At 67.9% G+C, this 19176-nt stretch carries 16 protein-coding genes and 1 pseudogene; 9 read left to right on the top strand and 8 right to left on the bottom strand.

Features of this window, described 5'->3' with window-relative positions; translation table 11 throughout:
* Window positions 1–20: 20 nt before the first annotated feature.
* From M2283_RS45450 to M2283_RS45430, 5 genes are all read right to left on the bottom strand, one after another.
* A complete protein-coding gene (locus tag M2283_RS45450) occupies window positions 21–1127 on the bottom strand; it encodes a ricin-type beta-trefoil lectin domain protein (protein WP_280882481.1) in 1107 nt (368 codons plus the stop codon).
* A gap of 368 nt (window positions 1128–1495) precedes the next feature.
* Window positions 1496–2995 carry a non-reducing end alpha-L-arabinofuranosidase family hydrolase gene (locus M2283_RS45445; RefSeq protein ID WP_432423228.1) on the bottom strand — a complete coding sequence of 500 codons (1500 nt, stop codon included), beginning with the start codon at window positions 2993–2995 and terminating at the stop codon, window positions 1496–1498.
* A 243-nt stretch (window positions 2996–3238) separates the two neighbouring features.
* Window positions 3239–4723, bottom strand: a complete 1485-nt coding sequence (locus M2283_RS45440; protein ID WP_280882544.1) for an arabinofuranosidase catalytic domain-containing protein — start codon at window positions 4721–4723, stop codon at window positions 3239–3241.
* Window positions 4724–4940: 217 nt separating this feature from the next.
* Window positions 4941–6368 (bottom strand): non-reducing end alpha-L-arabinofuranosidase family hydrolase, encoded by a 1428-nt coding sequence (locus M2283_RS45435; RefSeq protein WP_280882480.1) that lies wholly within the window; start codon window positions 6366–6368, stop codon window positions 4941–4943.
* A gap of 663 nt (window positions 6369–7031) precedes the next feature.
* Window positions 7032–8225 carry an RNA-guided endonuclease InsQ/TnpB family protein gene (locus M2283_RS45430; RefSeq protein WP_280882479.1) on the bottom strand — a complete coding sequence of 398 codons (1194 nt, stop codon included), beginning with the start codon at window positions 8223–8225 and terminating at the stop codon, window positions 7032–7034.
* 290 nt (window positions 8226–8515) lie between these two features.
* Here M2283_RS45430 and M2283_RS45425 point away from each other — a divergent pair, with 290 nt between their 5' ends.
* The gene (locus M2283_RS45425; protein ID WP_280882478.1) at window positions 8516–8857 is read left to right on the top strand and encodes a YrdB family protein; all 342 of its coding nucleotides are present in this window, start codon (window positions 8516–8518) and stop codon (window positions 8855–8857) included.
* An 87-nt stretch (window positions 8858–8944) separates the two neighbouring features.
* Here the strand turns inward: M2283_RS45425 and M2283_RS45420 are convergent, their stop codons facing one another.
* Window positions 8945–9319: a transposase domain-containing protein gene (locus M2283_RS45420; protein WP_280882477.1), complete on the bottom strand. Its 375-nt coding sequence runs from the start codon at window positions 9317–9319 to the stop codon at window positions 8945–8947.
* A 421-nt stretch (window positions 9320–9740) separates the two neighbouring features.
* On the opposite strand from M2283_RS45420, the gene M2283_RS45415 reads away from it, so the two are divergent.
* Together M2283_RS45415 and M2283_RS52135 are read left to right on the top strand one after the other, a co-directional pair.
* Complete coding sequence (locus M2283_RS45415) at window positions 9741–10805, top strand: bifunctional class I SAM-dependent methyltransferase/NUDIX hydrolase (protein ID WP_280882476.1); 1065 nt, start codon at window positions 9741–9743, stop codon at window positions 10803–10805.
* Window positions 10806–10860: 55 nt separating this feature from the next.
* Window positions 10861–11235 (top strand): annotated as a pseudogene (locus M2283_RS52135) (helix-turn-helix domain-containing protein); the annotation flags it as partial.
* Window positions 11236–11558: 323 nt separating this feature from the next.
* Here the strand turns inward: M2283_RS52135 and M2283_RS45410 are convergent.
* Window positions 11559–12386, bottom strand: a complete 828-nt coding sequence (locus tag M2283_RS45410; RefSeq protein WP_280882475.1) for an oxidoreductase — start codon at window positions 12384–12386, stop codon at window positions 11559–11561.
* 95 nt (window positions 12387–12481) lie between these two features.
* Between M2283_RS45410 and M2283_RS45405 the strand changes: the two genes are divergently transcribed.
* Window positions 12482–12934, top strand: coding sequence for a MerR family transcriptional regulator (locus M2283_RS45405; RefSeq protein ID WP_280882474.1), 453 nt, complete (start codon window positions 12482–12484; stop codon window positions 12932–12934).
* Between the two features lie 310 nt (window positions 12935–13244).
* On the opposite strand, the gene M2283_RS45400 is transcribed toward M2283_RS45405, so the two are convergent.
* Entirely contained in the window at window positions 13245–14480 is a 1236-nt protein-coding gene (locus M2283_RS45400) for an IS110 family transposase (protein ID WP_432423227.1), read from the bottom strand.
* A gap of 219 nt (window positions 14481–14699) precedes the next feature.
* Here M2283_RS45400 and M2283_RS45395 point away from each other — a divergent pair, with 219 nt between their 5' ends.
* From M2283_RS45395 to M2283_RS45375, 5 genes are all read left to right on the top strand, one after another.
* Window positions 14700–15605: an NADP-dependent oxidoreductase gene (locus tag M2283_RS45395; protein ID WP_280882472.1), complete on the top strand. Its 906-nt coding sequence runs from the start codon at window positions 14700–14702 to the stop codon at window positions 15603–15605.
* 83 nt (window positions 15606–15688) lie between these two features.
* The gene (locus M2283_RS45390) at window positions 15689–16750 is read left to right on the top strand and encodes an alkene reductase (protein ID WP_280882471.1); all 1062 of its coding nucleotides are present in this window, start codon (window positions 15689–15691) and stop codon (window positions 16748–16750) included.
* An 11-nt stretch (window positions 16751–16761) separates the two neighbouring features.
* Entirely contained in the window at window positions 16762–17241 is a 480-nt protein-coding gene (locus tag M2283_RS45385) for a MarR family winged helix-turn-helix transcriptional regulator (protein ID WP_280882470.1), read from the top strand.
* A gap of 258 nt (window positions 17242–17499) precedes the next feature.
* Window positions 17500–18420 carry an SDR family oxidoreductase gene (locus tag M2283_RS45380; protein ID WP_280882469.1) on the top strand — a complete coding sequence of 307 codons (921 nt, stop codon included), beginning with the start codon at window positions 17500–17502 and terminating at the stop codon, window positions 18418–18420.
* A gap of 272 nt (window positions 18421–18692) precedes the next feature.
* The coding region (locus M2283_RS45375; RefSeq protein WP_348538981.1) for an IS5 family transposase at window positions 18693–19176 on the top strand (484 nt) is incomplete at its 3' end.

The raw sequence follows: 19176 nt of genomic DNA, 5'->3' as shown, positions 1-19176 counted from the left end.
TCCGGTCCCGGGAGCGGGGGTCATCCTGCGGTCAAAGTGGTCCACTTCTGGTTGGAGCCGCCGTGGCAGTCCCACAGTTGGAGCTGTGTGCCGTCGGTCGTGGAGAAGCCCGGAACGTCGAGGCAGCGGCCGGAGGCGGGGTTGCGGTAGCCGCCGTTGTAGGGCTGCCAGATCTGGTTGGAGCCGCCGTGGCAGGCCCAGAGCTGCACCTTGGTGCCGTTGGCCGTGCCGAAGCCGGCGGCGTCGAGGCACTTGCCCATGGAGCGCAGGGTGCCATCGGTGTAGGCGGACCAGTACTGGTTGATGCTGTCGCCGCAGCTCCAGATCTGGACGGTGGTCCCGTCGGCGGTGCCGAAGCCGTTGACATCCAGGCACTTGCCGCCCATGTCGGACTGCACGCGTGCGGGGGCGGGGGCGGGGTTCCTCAGCCACCCGGCGCTGTCCGCGGACTGGATGCCGCGGTGGAAGGCATCGGCCATCTTCTGGTAGCCCGCGTCGTTGGGATGCAGGGCGTCGTCCAGGTCGGCCGTGGTCAGGCTGCTCATGTCCACGTATGCGACGTGCTTGCCCGCGGACTGTGCCTCGCTCACGATCTGGGGGATGGCCTGGTTGTACGCGGCACGGTACTGCTCCTCCGAGCCGCTGGTGGACACGATCAGGGAGGCGACGAGGACGGTCGCGTCGGGGACGTCGGCGGTGATCTGGTTGACCAGCGACTTCAGCCGGTCGGCGGCGGTGGAGACCTGATAGCTCCCGGCCAGGTCGTTGGTGCCGATCATCAGCGTCACGACGTTGGGCCGGTAGCGGGTCAGCGAGGCGTCGGCGAGTTCGGCGATCTGATGGATCCTGTATCCCTGGTGACCTTGGTTGTCGGGGTCGGACATCGAACCGCCCCGCAACGTGCCGACGAAGTCCAGCGGATGGCCGTCCGCCGCGAGCATGTCCCACAACGGACCCCGGTAGCCGTTGCCCGTGCTGCTTCCCACGCCCCAGGTTATGGAGTCGCCCAACGGCATGACCCGCAAGGGCGTGTTCGAGGCGGCGGAGGCAGGTGCCACACCTGCTGCCGTCATCCCGAGCGCGGCCATGACCAGCGTGATGAGGGACAGTATCCAAGGCTTTCTCATGCAATCGTCCTCTTCTGCGAGTGAGTGCTGAATCTGGCGGGGGCTGTTGTTCGCCGTTCGTGTCGGCAACTCGGCCGCTGTGTCGTCCCGTTGGCATCGGCGGGCACATGACGTACTGGCGGAACGGCGTGGTGAGGAACCTGTGCGTAGCCAGCTGTCCGCGACCGCTCCCACAGCGGGCGGGCATGCCCGGACCCCTCGCAGTGAAAGCACTGGCCGGCCACGGGTGGGCGTTGTCACGTTGTCGGGTGGGTAGGGCCTGACGGTGTGTCGAGGCATGGTTCAGTCGGGCTCCGGGCCCGGTTCGGCGTGCGTCGTTGCCCGCGAGCGTCAGGAACACCGGAGCCGGACCTGTGTCATGCCACCGGCTAGCGCTGCAGTGTCAGCACTCCCGGCCGGTACGGCAGGAGGCCGTAGTCCATACCGTCGGTGCTGGGGTCGCGCCCCTGGTAGAGGAACTGCAGGTTGCAGAGGTCGATGGTCTTGGTCTGGTCGGGGTTGGTGCGAACCAGATCGCCGTGGCTGATGTCCTTGGTCCAGGCCGTCGCGCCGCTGTTGGCACTGCCGGCGAAGGGGCTGGTCACGGTGTCGGCCTGCGGCTGCGGTGTCCAGGTGCCGTCGAGGCTGGTGGCTGTGAACGAGCGGAAGTAGCGGCCATACCCTGTGTAGTTCTGGGCCTCGACGATCATGAGGTACTGGTTCTGGCCCTGGACCTTGTAAACCTCCGGCGCCTCGAACAGGTTGAGCGGCGTGTCGCTCATGATCTTCGTGAACGAACCGAAGGTGCCCGGGAAGTTGCCGATGGGCATGCTGGCGCGGTAGATGCCGCCCTCATCGTCGGCGAAGAACATGTACATGTTCGTGTCGTCGCCGATGAGGGTCACGTCGAGGGGGCCCCCCTTCGGGAGGGTGCCCGTGAACAGCTCCTGCTGCGGGCCCCAGCCGTTGGGGTTGGTGGGCTCGCTCGACGTGCGGTAGGAGAAGCTGTATGGCCAGCCCCCGTTGTAGGCGAGCACCCAGAGGTTCTTCGGGGCGAAGTAGAACAGCGTCGGCGCGATGCCATCGAAGGGAATCGTGTTCTGGGTGGCGGTGGCCATGTCGGGCCAGTTCGTGAAGGGGCTGAAGCTCGTCAATCCCCAGCGCCCATCGTCACCGGCGAGGGTGTTGTGCGTCGTGGCATAGACGACGTGCTTGCCGTTGTAGACGACGCTGGTGAAGTCCTTGAGCGAGGCCCACCCCGCGCTCGGGGTTGCCAGCGGGCCGGTCGATGTCCAGCGGTACGTCGACGGCAGCGTGCAGGTGCCCTTGTCCACCTGGACGAGTTGCCACTGCTGGTTGGTGCCGCCCCAGTCGCTGTACTGCACGACGTTGGCGCCGTCGTTGGTGGCCGCGTTCTGGACCTCGACCGCCTTGTTGCTGTTGCGGTTGATCAGCCGGACGTAGCCGCTGTCGGAGTCGGCGAGCCGGAACTGCTGGTTGGCGCCGCCGTGGTCGGTCCACTGGTGGATGGCGGCACCGTCGGCTGTCGACCAGCTGGATACGTCGATCACCTTGCCCGAGTGCCGCGCCTTGAGCCGGTAGTAGCCGCCGCCGGAGTCCACGAACTGGAACTGCTGGTTGGTGGCGTTGGTGCGGGTCCACTGGACGACGTTGGCGCCGTCGGAGGTGGAGGAGTTGTAGACGTCGAGGGCTTTGCCGCTGTTGTGGTTCACCAGTACGTACCAGGCGGTGGTGTCCACCGTGGCGGCCGATGCCGGGGTCGTGGCGATCGTGAGCAACGCGCCCACGATCGCCATGGCTGCCGCGGCGGCCGCCCCCGACCGCCACCGACGACGCCACCTCGCGGCGCGCGCTAACCAAACCGACATAGCGTCTTCCTTCCATCATTGGGATCGACGACATGAGACGGGCCGCATCGGCCGCTGTTTCAGCGAAATAACGGCGACGTCCTGGGCCGCGCGGCTGGCGGCGGTGATGGTCGGGCCACCTCCGCATAGGCGCGCCCGGTATGGCCGCTGCGCGGAAGGGGTCAGGCACGTCCGCGCCCGGCCCCTTCCCGTGGTTCAACCTGGGCAGGGGTTTATCAGCACATCTGGGCGGCCGGGTCTGGTTCATCGGTAGCCGGCGGCGGCGATGTTCGCCTGGACCGCATTTTCGGTCGCGTCCGACGGGTAGCCCGAGACCATGGCACCCTCGTAGAACGTGCCCGAGCTGTCGTTGATGTTGCCTACCTCGGGTGAGCAGCAGTCGCCGCCACTGCCCAGGACGATGGCGCCTTGCTTCTTCATCGGGCTGTATACGTTGGGCTCGTTGGGAAGCGCGCCGTCCCATAGGGTGTTCAGGCTTCCGGACTGGGCATTGCTGCCCTTGATCGCGAATCGCGACGTCCCGTTGTTCCTGAGTGTCGCCGTGACGAACTTGCTGGTGAACGCCTGCTGGTTCGGGTTCCACGTGCTGCCGCCACCTGGGAACAGGCCCCATTCGAGGTCGGCCTGCACCCAGGGTCCGGTTCCGGAGCAGCCGCCGAACCAGCAGCTCGTCCCGAAGTAGATGGCGTCCATGGCACCTGGCCCGTCGGCCTTGCGGGTGGTTTCGCTGTTGCCGTAGTCGAAGCAGCAGCCGCTGTTGACATGCGTACCGCTGGTGACCATGTACATGCCCTCGGGTGCGCTGCCCGTCGGGACACCCGTCAGGTGGCCGTCGCGCCAGTAGCTGGTCCCGGGGTTGATGTACAGCGAGTAGGCCTTGCTGCCACCGACCGTCAGCGATTCGGTGGTCGCTACGGCCGGGCGGGTCTGTGGTGAGCCCGGGACCACGCTGGAACCCTGGTACCACAGGTCGTTGCCATGCCCGGACTGGTCGAACAGGACCGTGATGACACACGTGGTGTTTGCGCAAAAGGAGTCCTGGGCCGCCGCGTTGGCGACGCCGCCAGGGGTCAGTACGCCGATGTTGCGGGTTGTGTTGTCTGAGGAGCGTCTGACCTGATACAGGTCTCCGTTGTAGGCGCTGTAGAGGGCGCGCGTTGTGCTGTGCGCCGCCACGCAGGGCGTACCACCTGCGCCGTAGATGTCGCACGGGCCGGAGCCGGTGCCCGCATCCACCTGGACGAGTTGCCACTGCTGGTTGGTGCCGCCCCAGTCGCTGTACTGCACGACGTTGGCGCCGTCGTTGGTGGCCGCGTTCTGGACCTCGACCGCCTTGTTGCTGTTGCGGTTGATCAGCCGGACGTAGCCGCTGTCGGAGTCGGCGAGCCGGAACTGCTGGTTGGCGCCGCCGTGGTCGGTCCACTGGTGGATGGCGGCACCGTCGGCTGTCGACCAGCTGGATACGTCGATCACCTTGCCCGAGTGCCGCGCCTTGAGCCGGTAGTAGCCGCCGCCGGAGTCCACGAACTGGAACTGCTGGTTGGTCCCGTCGTGCCGGGCCCACTGCGTGATCGCGGCGCCGTCCGCGGAGCTCGCGCCCGCCACGTCCAGCGCCTTGCCGCTGTTGCGGTTGACCATGACGTACCAGGCGTTCGTGTCCACAGTGGCCGCTTGCGCCGCCGGCGCTCCGATCACGACCAGAAAACCGGCCATCAGGGCGGTGATCATGCCGATCACCGTTGTTCGACTGCCCATGTTCACCATCTTTCTCATTCGTCGGCCCGAGTGGGCTCAGCGCTGGACGCGCCCGAAATCGTGGCACCGCTTGGTTGCGGTGGTCAGGATGACTCCACTGTGGAGTGCCGGTGGTATCGCCCACGCGGTGAACAGCTCGTCCACGCGTCGGCGGACCGCACCCCATCGCGATCACCGTGGATCAGGCGGGTCAGCGCTGCAGGGTGAGCAGGCCCGGCCGGTACGGCAGTTTCAGGTAGTCGGGTTCCTGTGTGTTGGTGGGGAGGCCCTGGTAGAGGAACTGCAGGTTGCAGGGATCGATGGTCATGGTCTGGTCGGGGTTGTTGCGGACCAGGTCACCGTGGCTGACGCCCTGGGCCCAGGTGGAACCGCTGTTGGCCTGGCCCGCGAAGGGGCTGCTCTCGCTGCCGGCCTGGACGGTCCACGGACCGTTCAGGCTGGAGGCGGTGAACGAGCGGAAGTAGCGGTTCGTCCCCTGCGCCTCAACGATCATGAGGTACTGGTTCTGGCCCTGGACCTTGTAGACCTGCGGCGCCTCGAACAGAAGGTCCCTTGTGTCGCTCATGACCGTCGTGTACGAGGAGCCGAAGTTGCCCGGGAAGTTCCCGATCGGCATGCTCGCCCGGTAGATGTTGCCGTTGTCAGCGGCGAAGAACAGGTACATGTTCTGGTCGTCGGCAATCATGGTCGGGTCGATCGGGGCGTTCTTCTGGTTCGCCCCGGGGCCGTCGGGGAGGCTGCCGGTGAACAGCGGCTGCCGGGCGGACCAGCCGTTGGGGTTGGTGGGGTCGCTGGACGTGCGGTAGTAGAGCGGCCACTGACCCCACTGGTCCACCAGCACCCAGACGTTCTTGGGCGCGAAGTAGAACAGTTGGGGCGCCACCGCGGCCTCGTTCATCTTGGTCTGGCCGGCCGTCGCCATATCCGACCAGTTCGTGAAGGGACTGAACCCCGTCGAGCCCCACGACGTTCCGTTGGAGGTGGTCGCGTAGACCAGGTGCTTGCCGTTGTACATGGTGGTGGTGAAGTCCTTCAGCGCGACCTGCCCGTTCGCCGGCTCCGCCAGCGGGCCGGTCGAGGTCCAGCGGTAGGTCGATGGAAGAGCACACGCGTTGCTCGCCCCGGACAGGCCGGTCCACTTCTGGTTGGCTCCGCCCTGGCACGACCAGAGCCGCACCTCCGTGCCGTTGGCCTTACCCCAGCCCGAGACTTCCAGGCACAGCCCGGACCGCACGCCGACAATCGTGCCGTCGGAGTTCACCCGCCACTGCTGGTTGTCACTGCCGTTGCACGTCCAGATCTGCACCGGGGTCCCGGACGTGGTGCCGCCGCCCCGGGCATCCAGGCACTTGTTGCCGTACACGGTCAGCTGGTTGCTGTCCGTCAACGTCCACTGCTGGTTGATTCCACCGTGGCAGTCCCAGATCTGCACGTTCGCGCCGTCGGTCTGACTGAAGCCCTCCACGTCGAGACACCGGCCGGAATCAACACCACGCACGTCGCTGATGGCCGCCTGAGCCGGGCCGGCCACGAGCAGCGCCGCCAACGCGGCCAGAGCCGCAACCACGGCGGCGAGCACCACCGACGGACGCCTGCGACGGAAACTACGTCTGCGCATAAGGACCTCGTCATCCCTGAGCAAGCGACTCCGGTCCACCCCGCCAGAGGCCGTCCGGACGCCGACGTGGCACACCCACGTTCGACATGTCGAACAAGGGTCGAAGTGTCGAGCAAGGGAATGCTAGACATCCCATGAATGACGTCAATACTCCTCACACGATTCGCGGACAGAAACGTTCGCAGGCTGAAACCAGGCGGCTCCAAGCCCCTTGGTTGCAAGGGACTTTGACGCGAGTGTCCGGTAGCGGTGCGGGCGCGGGCATGGACAGGCGCCGTTGCAGTACTGGTTGCCGCCGCTCCCGAAAAGGTTGCCGCCCGACCCAAGTTGAGGGCGTGAGGAGCCACGGGCAGTGGATGCAGGCGGGTGCGTTCGACCATCTAGCGCGGAGGCCGGTGTCCTGCCTGCCTCGCGGTGGACGCGGGTGCTGACCTACAGCCAGAAGATCGCGCAGGGCCCGCGGAGTTCGGCGAAGCTGCTGCTTCTCCCGCAGGTTCGCGGAGGTCGGGATCAGGTCCGTCTTCGCGATACGGACGGTGGCCTCGCCGCCCCCATTTGGACTCGGGATCGAACGGGACGCCGGCGTGTACTTGCAGGCAGTAGTGGCGTCCTGCGGCCACGACTTGAGGTTGACTTCCTCCCCCTCCTGAAGGAGGGGGATTCCTACGGCTCGCGCTGTAGGGGTTCCTGCTTCGACGCCGGCTGCCCGCCAGGAGAACTCCCTTGAGGTCTTACACCAGCTCCACAGGCCGAGACGGCCAGCCCGGCCGCCTTGATGGTGCGGGCCGCGTTGATGTCGCGGTCATGCACGACACCACAGGTGTCGCACGTCCACGCGCGGACATTCAGCGGCAATTTCGCCGCGACCGTGCCGCAGTTCCCGCACAGCTTGCTGCTGGGGAAGAAGCGGTCGACCACAACGAGTTCACGCCCATACCAAGCGCACTTGTACTCCAGCATCGACCGCAGCTGCCTCCACGACGCATCCGAGATGGCGCGCGCCAGTGTGTGGTTGTTCAGCAGGTTGCGGACGGTGAGGTCCTCGATCACGACCGTTTGGTTCTCACGGACGAGCCGGGTCGACAGTTTGTGCAGGTGGTCGCGGCGCCGGTCAGCGATCCGCGCATGGACCCTGGCAACCTTGCGGCGGGCTTTGTCGCGGTTCGCGGAGCCCTTCGCCTTCCGCGACAGCTCACGCTGCGCACGGGCCAGACGAGCACGGTCACGGCGCTCGTGCCGGGGGTTGGCGACCTTCTCGCCGGTGGACAACGTCACCAGGGAGGTGATGCCGGCGTCGATGCCGACCGCGTTCTTCGTGGCCGGAGCCGGGGTAATGCAGTCCTCGCACAGCAGCGACACGAACCAGCGTCCCGCACTGTCGCGGGACACGGTCGCCGTGGTCGGCTCGCTGCCCTGGGGCAGTGGACGCGACCAGCGGATGTCCAGGGGGCCGGCCATCTTCGCCAGCGTCAGCCGTCCCTCGCGCCACGTGAAGGCCGAGCGGGTGTACTCGGCCGACGCACGGGATTTCTTGCGGGACTTGAAACGCGGATACTTCGCCCGCTTGGCGAAGAAGTTCCCGAACGCCGTCTGCAGATGGCGCAGCGCCTGCTGCAGCGGGACCGAGGACACCTCCGTCAGGAAGGCCAGCTCCCCGGTCTTCTTCCACTGCGTGAGTGCGGCCGACGACTGCACATAGGAGATGCGGCGCTGTTCGCCGTGCCAGGCCCGTGTGCGCTCTTCCAGCGCCTTGTTGTAGACCAGGCGGACGCAGCCGAACGTGCGCGACAGCTCCGCCGCCTGCTCGCCTGTGGGGTAAAAGCGGTACTTGAACGCCCGCTTGACCTGCCGCGCCATAGCTCACACCTTATCGGATTCCGTGTGAGTGGCGGGTGTCGGCCGGTGGATGGCGCACGCCGGTCCGCCCGGGCGGACCGGCTTTCCTGCCCTGCTTCGCAGGAGCTTCGTTTCCTCCCCCGGCTGAAGCCGGGGGTATCCACAAAGGAGAGCCCCGATAAATAAAATCCGATGTCTGATCTGGTGGTTCTTGAACTTCCCGTGCGCCGGTCTGTGATCCTGGAGGGACTACGACGGAGGGAACTGCGCGTATGCCGTCCGGGTATGGCTTTCACCCGTTGTCTCTCGGTGTGAGGTTCGTGTTGGAACTGGTGGCTCTGGTGTGCTTCGGGCTCTGGGCATGGGCTGTCGTGCCTGGTTCCCTGCGGTATGTCTGCGCCGTTGCCGGTCCCCTGATCGTGGCCGTGCTGTGGGGAGTCTTCGCCACCCCAGACGATGCATCCCGCTCCGGGGCGACGGTCATTGCGACACCTGGCCCGCTGCGGTTCCTGCTGGAGCTGGCTGTGTTCTTCGGCGGGGCGGCGGCGCTGTACGCGGCGGGATCCCGTACTCTCGCCGTGATGCTCGCCGGTGTGCTGGTCGTGTACCACCTCCTGTCGTGGGACCGAGTCTTGTGGCTGGTCAGGCATTGAGCCCGCCCCAGCCGTATCAGGTCGGCGGTGCGTTCGGGAACACGCGAGGGTGTCCAAGATCGTTGCGTGACGAATGACCTGGACACTCTACTGACCGCGCTGTACCCGCAGCCCTCGGAACAGCTCGCCATCAGCGCCGAGCGGCCGGGCCACGGACCGGAACCGTTCCCGCATCACCGGCCAGCCGAGCCGCTGCCGGGCCCTGGTCAGCGACGACTTGTTCACCCCGGACCAGGACCACAGCCCCTTGTCGCCGGTCTTCACCAGCCGCAGGACCTCCAGGTAGTCGGCCTGCGGGAACAAGCACATCGCCGGCACGAAGTACACCGTGAACCGGGCAGACAACAGACGCCGACGCTTCTCCGAACGACCCGCCTCACCCATCACCCTGTCTACCAGCTCAGACGGACACGACCGGGTCAGGACTCCCAACCCCAGTCGCTCAAGTCGCGATATCAGCACACGACTTCAACCACTCGACCCTCGCAAAGGCAACGGCATGACTCTGTTGGCGATCTTGCCGGGGTCAGCTGAGGTCGGTGCAGAGGGCGTGGAAGTGGCTGGGTGCCCGCCGGGGACGGGTCGGTTCGGCGATCCAGTCGGCGATCCGCTCGACCACCGCCGGAAGGTCCTCGACCCCGAGCTCCCCGGCTTCAGGAAGGTCCCCCCACGGCCCAGAGGCAGGCACCTACACCACATGCCGCTCACTCACGCTCATAGCCCTCCTGACGTTTGAACACATCCAAGTATCAGGGAAGTGGTGACACCGGAGCTTCGGCGACCGGTACTGCGCGCCGACGACCAGGGCATCTGCCGCCGTGTACGGGCCAGTCGAACTGCCGGGGCAGCCCGCCACCACCCGATGACGTACGAGGAGCGATCTGTGGGATACACCCGGTCCACCTGGTCCGAGCACTACACCAGCGGCCGCGGTTTCCGGCGGCTGGGGGACGAGGAACGGCGCCTGCTCGTCGAGCACGCTCCGGCCCCGGAGAACGGCCGGGCGCTCGATGTCTGCTGCGGGACTGGCGAGTTGGCCGCATATCTGGCCTCGCTCGGATACACCGTCGACGCCGCTGACTTCGCCGACGGCGCCCTGCAACGGGCCCGAACGGAGCATGCCAAAGCAGAGAGAGTGCGCTGGCTGCGCCTGGACATCGAACACGACGACTTGGCCGGCCTCGCCGAGGACGGCTACGACCTGATCACCATCCGGCTGGCCGTCGCCTTCATCCGCGACCGCGCCCGGGTCCTGCGCCGCCTGGCCGCGCGGCTGCGAGAGGGCGGGACACTCGTCGTCATCACCCCAATCGCGGAGCACACACCGGAGGCGCGGCGCCACATCGCACTCGATGAGGACGAACTCGCCGCGCTCACCGACGGGTTCACCCACACTGAGAGGTTCGACGCAGAAGGCCTGGCGGTGCTGCTCGTGCGCCGCGCGCAGGGGTGGTTCAGCACCCAGGAGAAACGGCGGCCAGATCCGCAGGCCGTGTTCGGCGCCGCAGTCGTGGTCATTGACCCTCTCGGCAGAGTCCTGCTGGGCCGCTCGAAGCAGGGTATGTGGGAACTGCCCGGCGGCCGGATCGAGACCGGCGAAAGTGCACCAGCAGCAGCCGTACGAGAATTGGCGGAAGAGACCGGGCTGGCAGCACACGTGGACGACGCCTCCGTCGTCACCATCCTGCACGACGGCCGGATGGACGTGCGCCGCATCACCACTGTCGTCCGCGTCACCAGCTGGAGCGGCGAGCTCGGCCTGCCTGAGCCGGACGGATTCGTGCGCTGGGAATGGCAGGACCTACACACCCTGGCCACCCTCGGGAAGATCTTCGCGCCCACAGCGCAGACACTGGCGGCAGTGTGGCCTGGTGTGCTGCCCGGGCTGACGCCCGTCCACTCCTACCCATGCGACTCGGCCCCGCCTGTGCCCGGTGAGCCAGCCTAAGCGGTCTGGGCGATGTCGGCTGCGGTGTGGGTAGGCGTCCTGCGGGAGGGACGCGATGCCGAAGAACCTCCATCTCGAGCTGACCGATGATCAGCATCGTGACCTGCGTGAGCTATTGGGCCGACGCGACCTGGCCCGGCATACCCGGCTGCGTGCGGGGTGCGTCCGGCTGCTCGACCGGGGAAGGATGGTGACCGAGGTCGCCGACCTGCTGGAGTGCAACCCGGTCACCGTCCGCGCCGCCGTCCACCGCTTCGAGAAGGGCGGGCTGGACGCGCTGCCGGACGCGCCCCGGCCCGGCCGGCCCGCCAGGATCCTGGGTCCCGAGGACCGCGCCGAGCTGGCCGACCTGCTGGACACAACGGCCGCCGCAGGGATCACCTGGACCGCCCCGGCCCTGCGCGACTGGCTCCGCGACGAGCGGGGCGTGGAAATCGCACCAGGCCGATCCCGTCCTCCAGCAGGCCGCCCGGGCCGAGCCCCACAGCAGTCTCAGATCCCGACTGGTATCGCACAAAGATCAATCAGGCCACGGCCGGTCGACCCAGACATGACAGTGCCATGCTCATGCTCACGTCAGTCCGCCGCCTCGGCCATGCGGCCCGCGAAGAGAACTTCCATGGCACAGACTTCGTCCACGATCGCCACCGAGTTCTGCTCTCCGCCCGCCCCTCTTCAACTCCCCTTGCAGGTCTGGCGGCGAACTCGTGGCAACCGCGTTCGACCAGACAGCCCGGTAAAGGGGATGGCTTCTCATATTCCAGTAGAGAGGGCTACGTGGCGCCATTGGGCAAGTTCACGTCGCACCAGATCCAGCTTCGCCTCGACGCGCTCAATGGCGTCCACGCCCAGCTGCAGGCGCAGCGGTGGCTCGGCGACCTCAGTGATGTCAACGATGGCTTTCGCCGCCTTCACCGGATCGCCTGGCTGGCGGCCGTCGTTCGCAGCCAGTGCCTCGCGCATCGACCCCGCACCGGCGACGTAGTCAGCGATGGAGGCCGGTTCGACCTGCATGCTCACGCTGCTGAGGAAGTCGGTGCGAAACCCGCCCGGCTCCACGATCGTGACGTGTACGCCGAGCGGGGCCAGCTCGTCGTGCAGCGCCTCGGATACGCCCTCAAGGGCGAACTTGGACGCGCCGTACAAGCCCGCCGCCGCAACGGTCGCGAAGCCGCCCACGGAGCCGATGTTCAGGATGTGTCCGGAGCGCTGGGCCCGCAATGTCGGCAGTGTCGCCCGCAACGTGTTGAGCACGCCGAAGACGTTGACGTCGAACAACGCCCGGGCAGCCTTGTCGGAGATCTCCTCGACCGCGCCGATGAGGCCGTAGCCGGCGTTGTTGGCCACGATGTCGATCCGGCCGAATCTGGCCAGGCCGGCCTCCACCGCAGTCATCAGCTGCTCTGGTTCGGTCACGTCCGCGGTCACCGCCAGCAGTCCGTCCGGCTCGTGCGGGTACGCCCGGCGCACCGCTGACGCATCCCTCGCCGTAGCGATCACGCTGTGCCCCCGGTCCAGCGCCTCCCGCGTGATTCCCGCGCCGAGTCCACGCGATGCCCCGGTAACAAACCAAACGCTCATGTTCTCCCCTGTTTCAATGGCCCGATGAGCCGACAGCCCGACGGTAGAACCTAGAGTCGGGTCTAGATCAACAGTCATGTGGGGAAGGGGCGTTCATGGGCCTGAGTATCGGCGAGGTGGCACAACGCAGCGGGCTGAGTGTGCACGCGCTGCGGTTCTACGAGCGGGAGGGCCTCTTCGCCAACCCGGTGCGCCGCCTGTCCAACGGCCGCCGGATCTATGACGAAGAAGACCTGGAGTGGCTTGCCATCTGCACGAAGCTCCGCTCCTCCGGCATGCCCCTGGTGGTGATCCGGCAGTACATCGAGCTGGTCCGTCAAGGCCCGGGCAACGAACACGAGCGCCTTGAGCTGCTGCGCCAGCACGAAACCCACGTGGAGACGCAGATCCGCGAGCTGCAGGACACCCTGGCGGTGATGCGGCTCAAGGTGCGGATCTACGAGGACCACATCGCCCGCGGTGAAGCCGACCGGCTCTGGAATCCGTCCCACCCGGCTGCCGCACAGGCCGGCACCCAGCAGGAATGCCACCCGCCGGAAAGCACATGATCACCCGTTCTGAATCCATGCGGCATCGGCCCTGACACGTCAGGCGGCGGCCGCCATCGCGGACGTCGCCCGTAAAGGGGGCCTGCGGGCCGCCTTGCGCCAAGAAGGAGACCGTAGGTGTGGAACGCGGGCTTGAAGCAGTGGCGTACTGACCAAAAGCTCCTCTCCTGTCTCCAGCACGGGCCGGCACCTAGCCTCCCGCTGCCAGGAGGCGGGGGTCCGGTGGGTGATCAGAAACGCGGAGAGTGCTTCTGGTCCGAAAATAATGGGTGAGGTGCAGGTCGAGGGGGTGCTGTGACGCTGGTGGGTGTCAGGCTTCGATGGGGTCGAATCGGACGGTGAAGCCGAGAGCGTTGGCTTGACGGCTCAGTCGGCGCATGGCGCGTTCGGGGTCGAGGCGAGTGAAGTAGTCGCCGCCGAGGTCGTGATAGGAGACGCCGTCGGTGAGCATGTGCCAGACCGCGGTCAGGGCGGTCAGGATGGAGTGCTCGATGGCGACCAGGGCCTTCTTCTTGCCCAGGCGGGGGACGAGGCGGTGGTAGCGGGCGCCGAGGTAGGTGGTTGCGCGGGTGCGGGAGGCGGCCATGGCGGCGGTGCCCAACGCTCCGTTGAGCCAACGGTTGCCGTGGCGTCTGCGGCCGGATTTGTGCTTCCCGGCGGATTCGTGGTGGCCGGGGCAGACGCCGGCCCAGGACGCCAGGTGTCCGGCGGTGCGGAAGCGGGACATGTCGGCGCCGGTCTCGGCGATGATGACTTCGGCGGTGGCCCGGCCGACGCCGGGAATGGTCTCCAACAGCTCAAGCTGCTGGGAGAAAGGGCGCATCTCCTCCTCGATCCTGGCTGACAGCTCGGCGATGGCCGCCTTGAGCTGGTCGATGCGTTCCAGGTGCAGACGGCACAAGAACGCGTGGTGCTCGCCGAAGTTCCCGGTCAGTGCCTCGACCAGGGCCGGGATCTTGGGGCGCATACGGGCCTTGGCCATCTGGGCGAGTGCGTGGACGTCGCGTTCCCCGTCGATGAGCGCGGTCAGCATGGCCCGCCCGGAGACGCCGAGGATGTCGGTAGCCACCGTGGAGAGTTTGATGCCGGCATCCTCGAGTTCCTTCTCCAGCCGCTGGGCCTCGCGGCCGAGTTCCGCGGCGAGGGTGGAGCGGTAGCGGGTCAGATCCCGCAGACGCCGGATCGGCTCCGGCGGGACGAAGGAGGCTTTGAGTAGGCCGCATTCGCCCAGCTGGCACAGCCACGCGGCGTCGGCGACGTCGGTCTTGCGGCCCGGCAGGCCCTTGGCGTGCGCGGCGTTGACCAGGATCACGTTCAGGCAGTCCTCCAGCAGGTAGAACGCCCCGCGCCAGTAATCGCCGGTGGCCTCCATCACCACCAGGGTGACCTGCTCGGCAACCAGCCAGTCCCGCAGTTCCAGCAGAGTGTTGGTCGTGGTGGCAAAGGTGCGGATGTCCTGCCTGCGCGAGCGCCTGCCGCTCGGGCTGGGGGTGCGCACGCACGCCTTGAGGTCGCTAGCCCGTGTTCTTGCCCGAGGCGATGACAAGTTCCTGGGCGATCTGCACGGGCACCCCTTTGGCGGTCGCCGCGTTCGTTTCGCGTGGTCGGCGTGAACGGCCATACAAGTGATCGGCGCACCCCGAAGCGAGCGGAGGGTGGCTAGCTTCGCCCCCACGTCCGCCAATACTTGGCTAGCCACATGATTGCTGTTACCTTGATTGTGTGGCCAGCCACGCTTTTGGTGGTCGAAGGAAATGGAGTCATCATGAAAGCAATCGTTTTCGACCAGTTCGGCGGCCCGGACGTGCTGCACGAGGCGGACATCGAGGTGCCGCAGCCCGGCCCCGGCCAGGTCCGGGTCCGCGTGAAGGCCGCCGGTCTGAACGCGCTGGACGGCAAGATCCGCTCCGGGATTCTGGAGGCCGTCCGCCCGACGACCCTCCCCGCCGTCCCCGGTGGCGAGCTCGCCGGCGTGGTCGACGCCCTGGGTGAGGGTGTGAGCGACGTGCAGGTCGGCGATGAGGTGCTGGGCTGGTCGGACACCGGCTCGTACGCCCAGTACGCGCTGGCCACCACCGTGGCCCCCAAGCCCGCCGGCCTCGACTGGCAGCACGCGGTCGCGCTGCCGGTGGCCAGCGAGACGGCCGAGCGGGTGCTGAACCTGCTGGGGGTCGCCGCCGGGGAGACCGTGCTGATGCACGGCGCGTCCGGAGCGGTCGGCACTGTGGCGGTCCAGCTTGCCACGGCCCGCGGAGCACGCGTGATTGCCACCGCTGGCCCCGCCAACCAGGACTACCTCACCTCGCTCGGCGCCACCGCGACCGTGTACGGCGACGGCCTGGTCGAGCGGGTGCAGGCGCTGGCCCCCGACGGCGTGGACGCGGTGTTCGACCTGGCCGGGAAGGGAGCCCTGGAGGACTCCATCGCCCTGCGGGGCGGCCCCGAGCGCATCGTCACCATCGCCGACTTCGGCGCACGACAGCTGGGCATCACCTTCTCCCAGGGCTCCCAGGAACGCTCGACCGCCCGCCTGGCCGCCCTGGCCCAGGACGCCGCGGCCGGCAAGCTCGTCACCACCGTCACCGCCTACCCGCTCGACCAGGCGGCCACGGCCCAGCAGGTCAGCGACGCCGGGCACGTGCGGGGCAAGCTCGTCCTGAGCGTCGACTGAGCACGCCCGCCCACCGCCTCCCCACGACCACCCGCTGCGTTTACGGTGACCGGCCGGTCACCGCCCTATCGAAGGACCCCCTCATGCTGGATTCCCTGTGGACGCCGACCACTGTTGGCGGCATATCTCTGCCGCACCGCCTGGTCATGGCCCCCATGACCCGTGACCGCTCCACACCTGAAGGCGTACCGACCGAGCTGAACGCCGAGTACTACGCCCAGCGGGCGTCGCACGCGCTCGTCATCACCGAGGGAACCCAGCCCTCCGCCGACGGCCAGGGCTACCTCCTGACCCCCGGCATCCACAATGACGAGCAGATCGCCGGGTGGCGCAAGGTCACCGACGCCGTGCACGCGGCCGACGGCCGGATCGTCATCCAGCTGATGCATACCGGACGCATCGCCCACCCCGACAACACCCCCCACGGGCGCCGGCCGGTCGCCCCTTCGGCGATCCAGGCGCAGGGCGCGATGTTCACCGCCTCGGGGCCCCAGGAGATGCCGACCCCCCGTGCTCTGTCGACGCAGGAGGTCGCGGCGACCGTCGACGACTTCCGGCGCGCCGCAGCGGCTGCCGTCGCGGCAGGCGCCGACGGCGTGGAGATCCACGGCGCCAACGGCTACCTGGTGCACCAGTTCCTGTCCGACAACACCAATCAGCGCACCGATGGCTACGGCGGCTCGATCGAGGGCCGCATCCGCTTCGCCGTCGAGGTCGCCGCCGCGGTGGCCGCCGAGATCGGCGCCGAGCGCACCGGCATCCGTATCTCTCCCGGCAACCCCTTCAACGACATCGCCGAGTCCGACACCGCCGAGCTGTATCCGGCGCTCCTGGACGCCCTGCGCCCCCTGGGCCTGGCCTACCTCCACGTGATGCACGCGGGCGACGAGGAGCTGCTGGGCGCTGTGCGCGCGCTGTGGCCAACCACAATGATCCTGAACCGGGGCGGGACCGACCTGCCCGCCCGTGCCAAGGACATCGACAACGGCACGGCCGACCTCGTCTCCGTCGGCGCCCTCGCGCTCGCCAACCCGGACCTGGTCGAGCGGCTCCGCGCCGGCGCGCCGCTGAACACCCCCGACCCGGGGACCTTCTACGGCGGCGGAGTGGCCGGCTACACCGACTACCCCACCCACACCGGCTGAGGAACCGAACCATGCCCACCCCCGAACCCCGCATCCCCACGACGGCCGGCGCAGGACCGATGAGCTACGCGATCTTCCAACTCGCCCGCGCCCACCGCGCCTACGCCGCCGTCATGCTCCGCAAGATGGACCTGCACCCCGGACAGGAACTGCTGCTCATGCAACTCCTCGACCGGGACGGCCAGACCCAGTCCGAACTGCTCGAAAGCGTCGGCCTGGACCACTCCACCGTCTCCAAGTCCCTGCGCCGCATGCAGGACGCCGGCCTGCTCGTGCGCGAGCCGGCCGCACACGACCGGCGCGTCATGGTCGTCCACCTCACCGACAGGGGCCGGGCCATGCGCGAATCCATCTCGGCCCTGTGGCAGGCCCTGGAGGAGACCACCGCCCGGAATCTGTCCGAGCAGCAGGCGGAGTCCTTCGTCGAGACCGCCTACGCCATCACCGACGCGATCAACAGCCGCGCGCTGCCGGAAGAAGAGTCCGCGTGACCCCCCGGTGTGCACCCCACGCGGACCAGGGTGCACACCGTCCCGCATGCGACGCGACCACCGCCGGGCCGGCCCTGTCACCCATCCCGTAGTGGCTGCCTTCGAACGCGGCACGTTCCGGCGGCCGTGCGCACTGCAGATCCGCCTCCACGGCCCGCCACCATTGGCCCGCCCGGCACACAGGCGCCTATGTCTGCCGCCGCCTCTGCCCCGTCCACCAAGCCCCTCGCTGATGACCTGACGGAAAGTGAGACCCTCATGCCTGCCACCGACCCAACCGCCCTCCCGGTCCTCGTCGTCGGCGCGACCGGCTCCCTCGGCGGCAAGGTCGTCGACGAACTGCTGGGGCGCGGCAAGAACGTCCGCGCCCTGGTCCGGCCGACCATCGACGCGAGCAGGCTCGAAAGCCGGGGCGTTCAGATCGCCCGCGGCGACATGCTCGACGTCGACTCGCTCGTGGCCGCGATGAACGGCGCCGATGCCGTCATCACCACCGCCGCCGGCTACACCCGCGGCGGCAAGAACGCCAACGACATCGACACCATCGGCAACGCCAACCTCGCCGAGGCCGCCCACCGCACCGGCATCCGGCGGTTCGTCCTGACCAGCATCCTCACCAGCGACCAGACGCCCCAAGTCCCGCACTTCTGGCACAAGAAGCTCGCCGAGGACAAGCTCGAACAGCTAGGCGTCCCGTTCGTCGCCCTGCGCCCGGGGGCGTTCCTCGACCAGGTCGCGAGCATGGCGGGCGACCCGCTCGACAAGGGCCGCATGGTGTGGATCGGGAAGGCCACCGTCCCGCTGACCTTCGTCCACACCTCCGATCTCGCGGCGTACCTGGCAGCCGCAGTCGACACCGAGGCCGAGGCCGGTGAGCGGATCGACATCGGCTGGGACCGTCCGGTCAGCATGCGAGAGGTGGCCGACGTGATGGGCCGCCGGGCCGGAAAGAAGATCAAGGTGGTGGCCGTCCCGTCCGCCGTCGCCCGCGCCGCAGGAGCCGTCGTCGGCCGCTTCATGCCCCTGATCAAGGACCTGGCCGCGATGTTCCGCTGGTTCGAGACCGGACGCTACGCCGCCGACCCCCGCCGCCAGGAGCAGCTGTTCGGCCCCGTCCCCACGGCCGAGGACGCCCTCGCCCGGTTCACCGACGAGCTGCGCACCGCACAGCACCGGTGACAGGACCGCGTCCCATTCTCGCCGCCCGGCGCCTGACCAGGACGCCTCCGGCCCATCCCTCCCAGACCAGACCCGAGGAAGGAAGCACTCTTGACTTCCTCCCCCTCCTGAAGGAGGGGGATTCCTACGGCTCGCGCCGTAGGGGTTCCTGCTTCGACGCCGGCTGCCCGCCAGGAGAACTCCCTTGAGGTCTGAGAGGGCAACTGATCTGGCTTGCAGGTGATTTGGGGTGCTCGCTGTGACTGTGGTGACTGTGGGTCGTTGCGTGTCTCGTGAGTTCTCGACGCCCTTATCGCAGCGACGTGTCCGATGCCCGTTGGGCGTTGATCGAGCCGGTGTTCGTGGCCTGGCGGGCTGCCCGGACCGGTCCAGGTACCGCGGCGCGGGTGCATGAGCTGCGGGAGATCGTGAACGCCATCCTCTACGTCAACCGCACGGGTATCCCGTGGGAGTACCTGCCGCACGACTTCCCGCCGTACAAGACCGTCTACGACTACTACGCGAAGTGGGAAGTGGACGGCACCGCCCAGCACGTTCACGATCTGCTGCGCGACAAGTCCCGCCGCGCGCATGGCCGGCCTGCGGCCCCGTCGGCTGCGGTGATTGATGCGCAGAGCGTGAAGACCTCCGCGAACGTCGCTGAGGCGAGTCAGGGCATCGGCGCCGGCAAGAAGATCAAAGGGCGTAAGCGCCATGTGGCCACGGACACGCTTGGCCTGGTCCTGGCTGTCATCGTCACGGCCGCCTCGGTGCACG

Origin of the sequence: Streptomyces pseudovenezuelae (assembly GCF_029892565.1) — a bacterium.
Lineage (GTDB): Bacteria > Actinomycetota > Actinomycetes > Streptomycetales > Streptomycetaceae > Streptomyces > Streptomyces pseudovenezuelae_A.
This window is presented reverse-complemented; position numbering and strand designations above follow the sequence as displayed.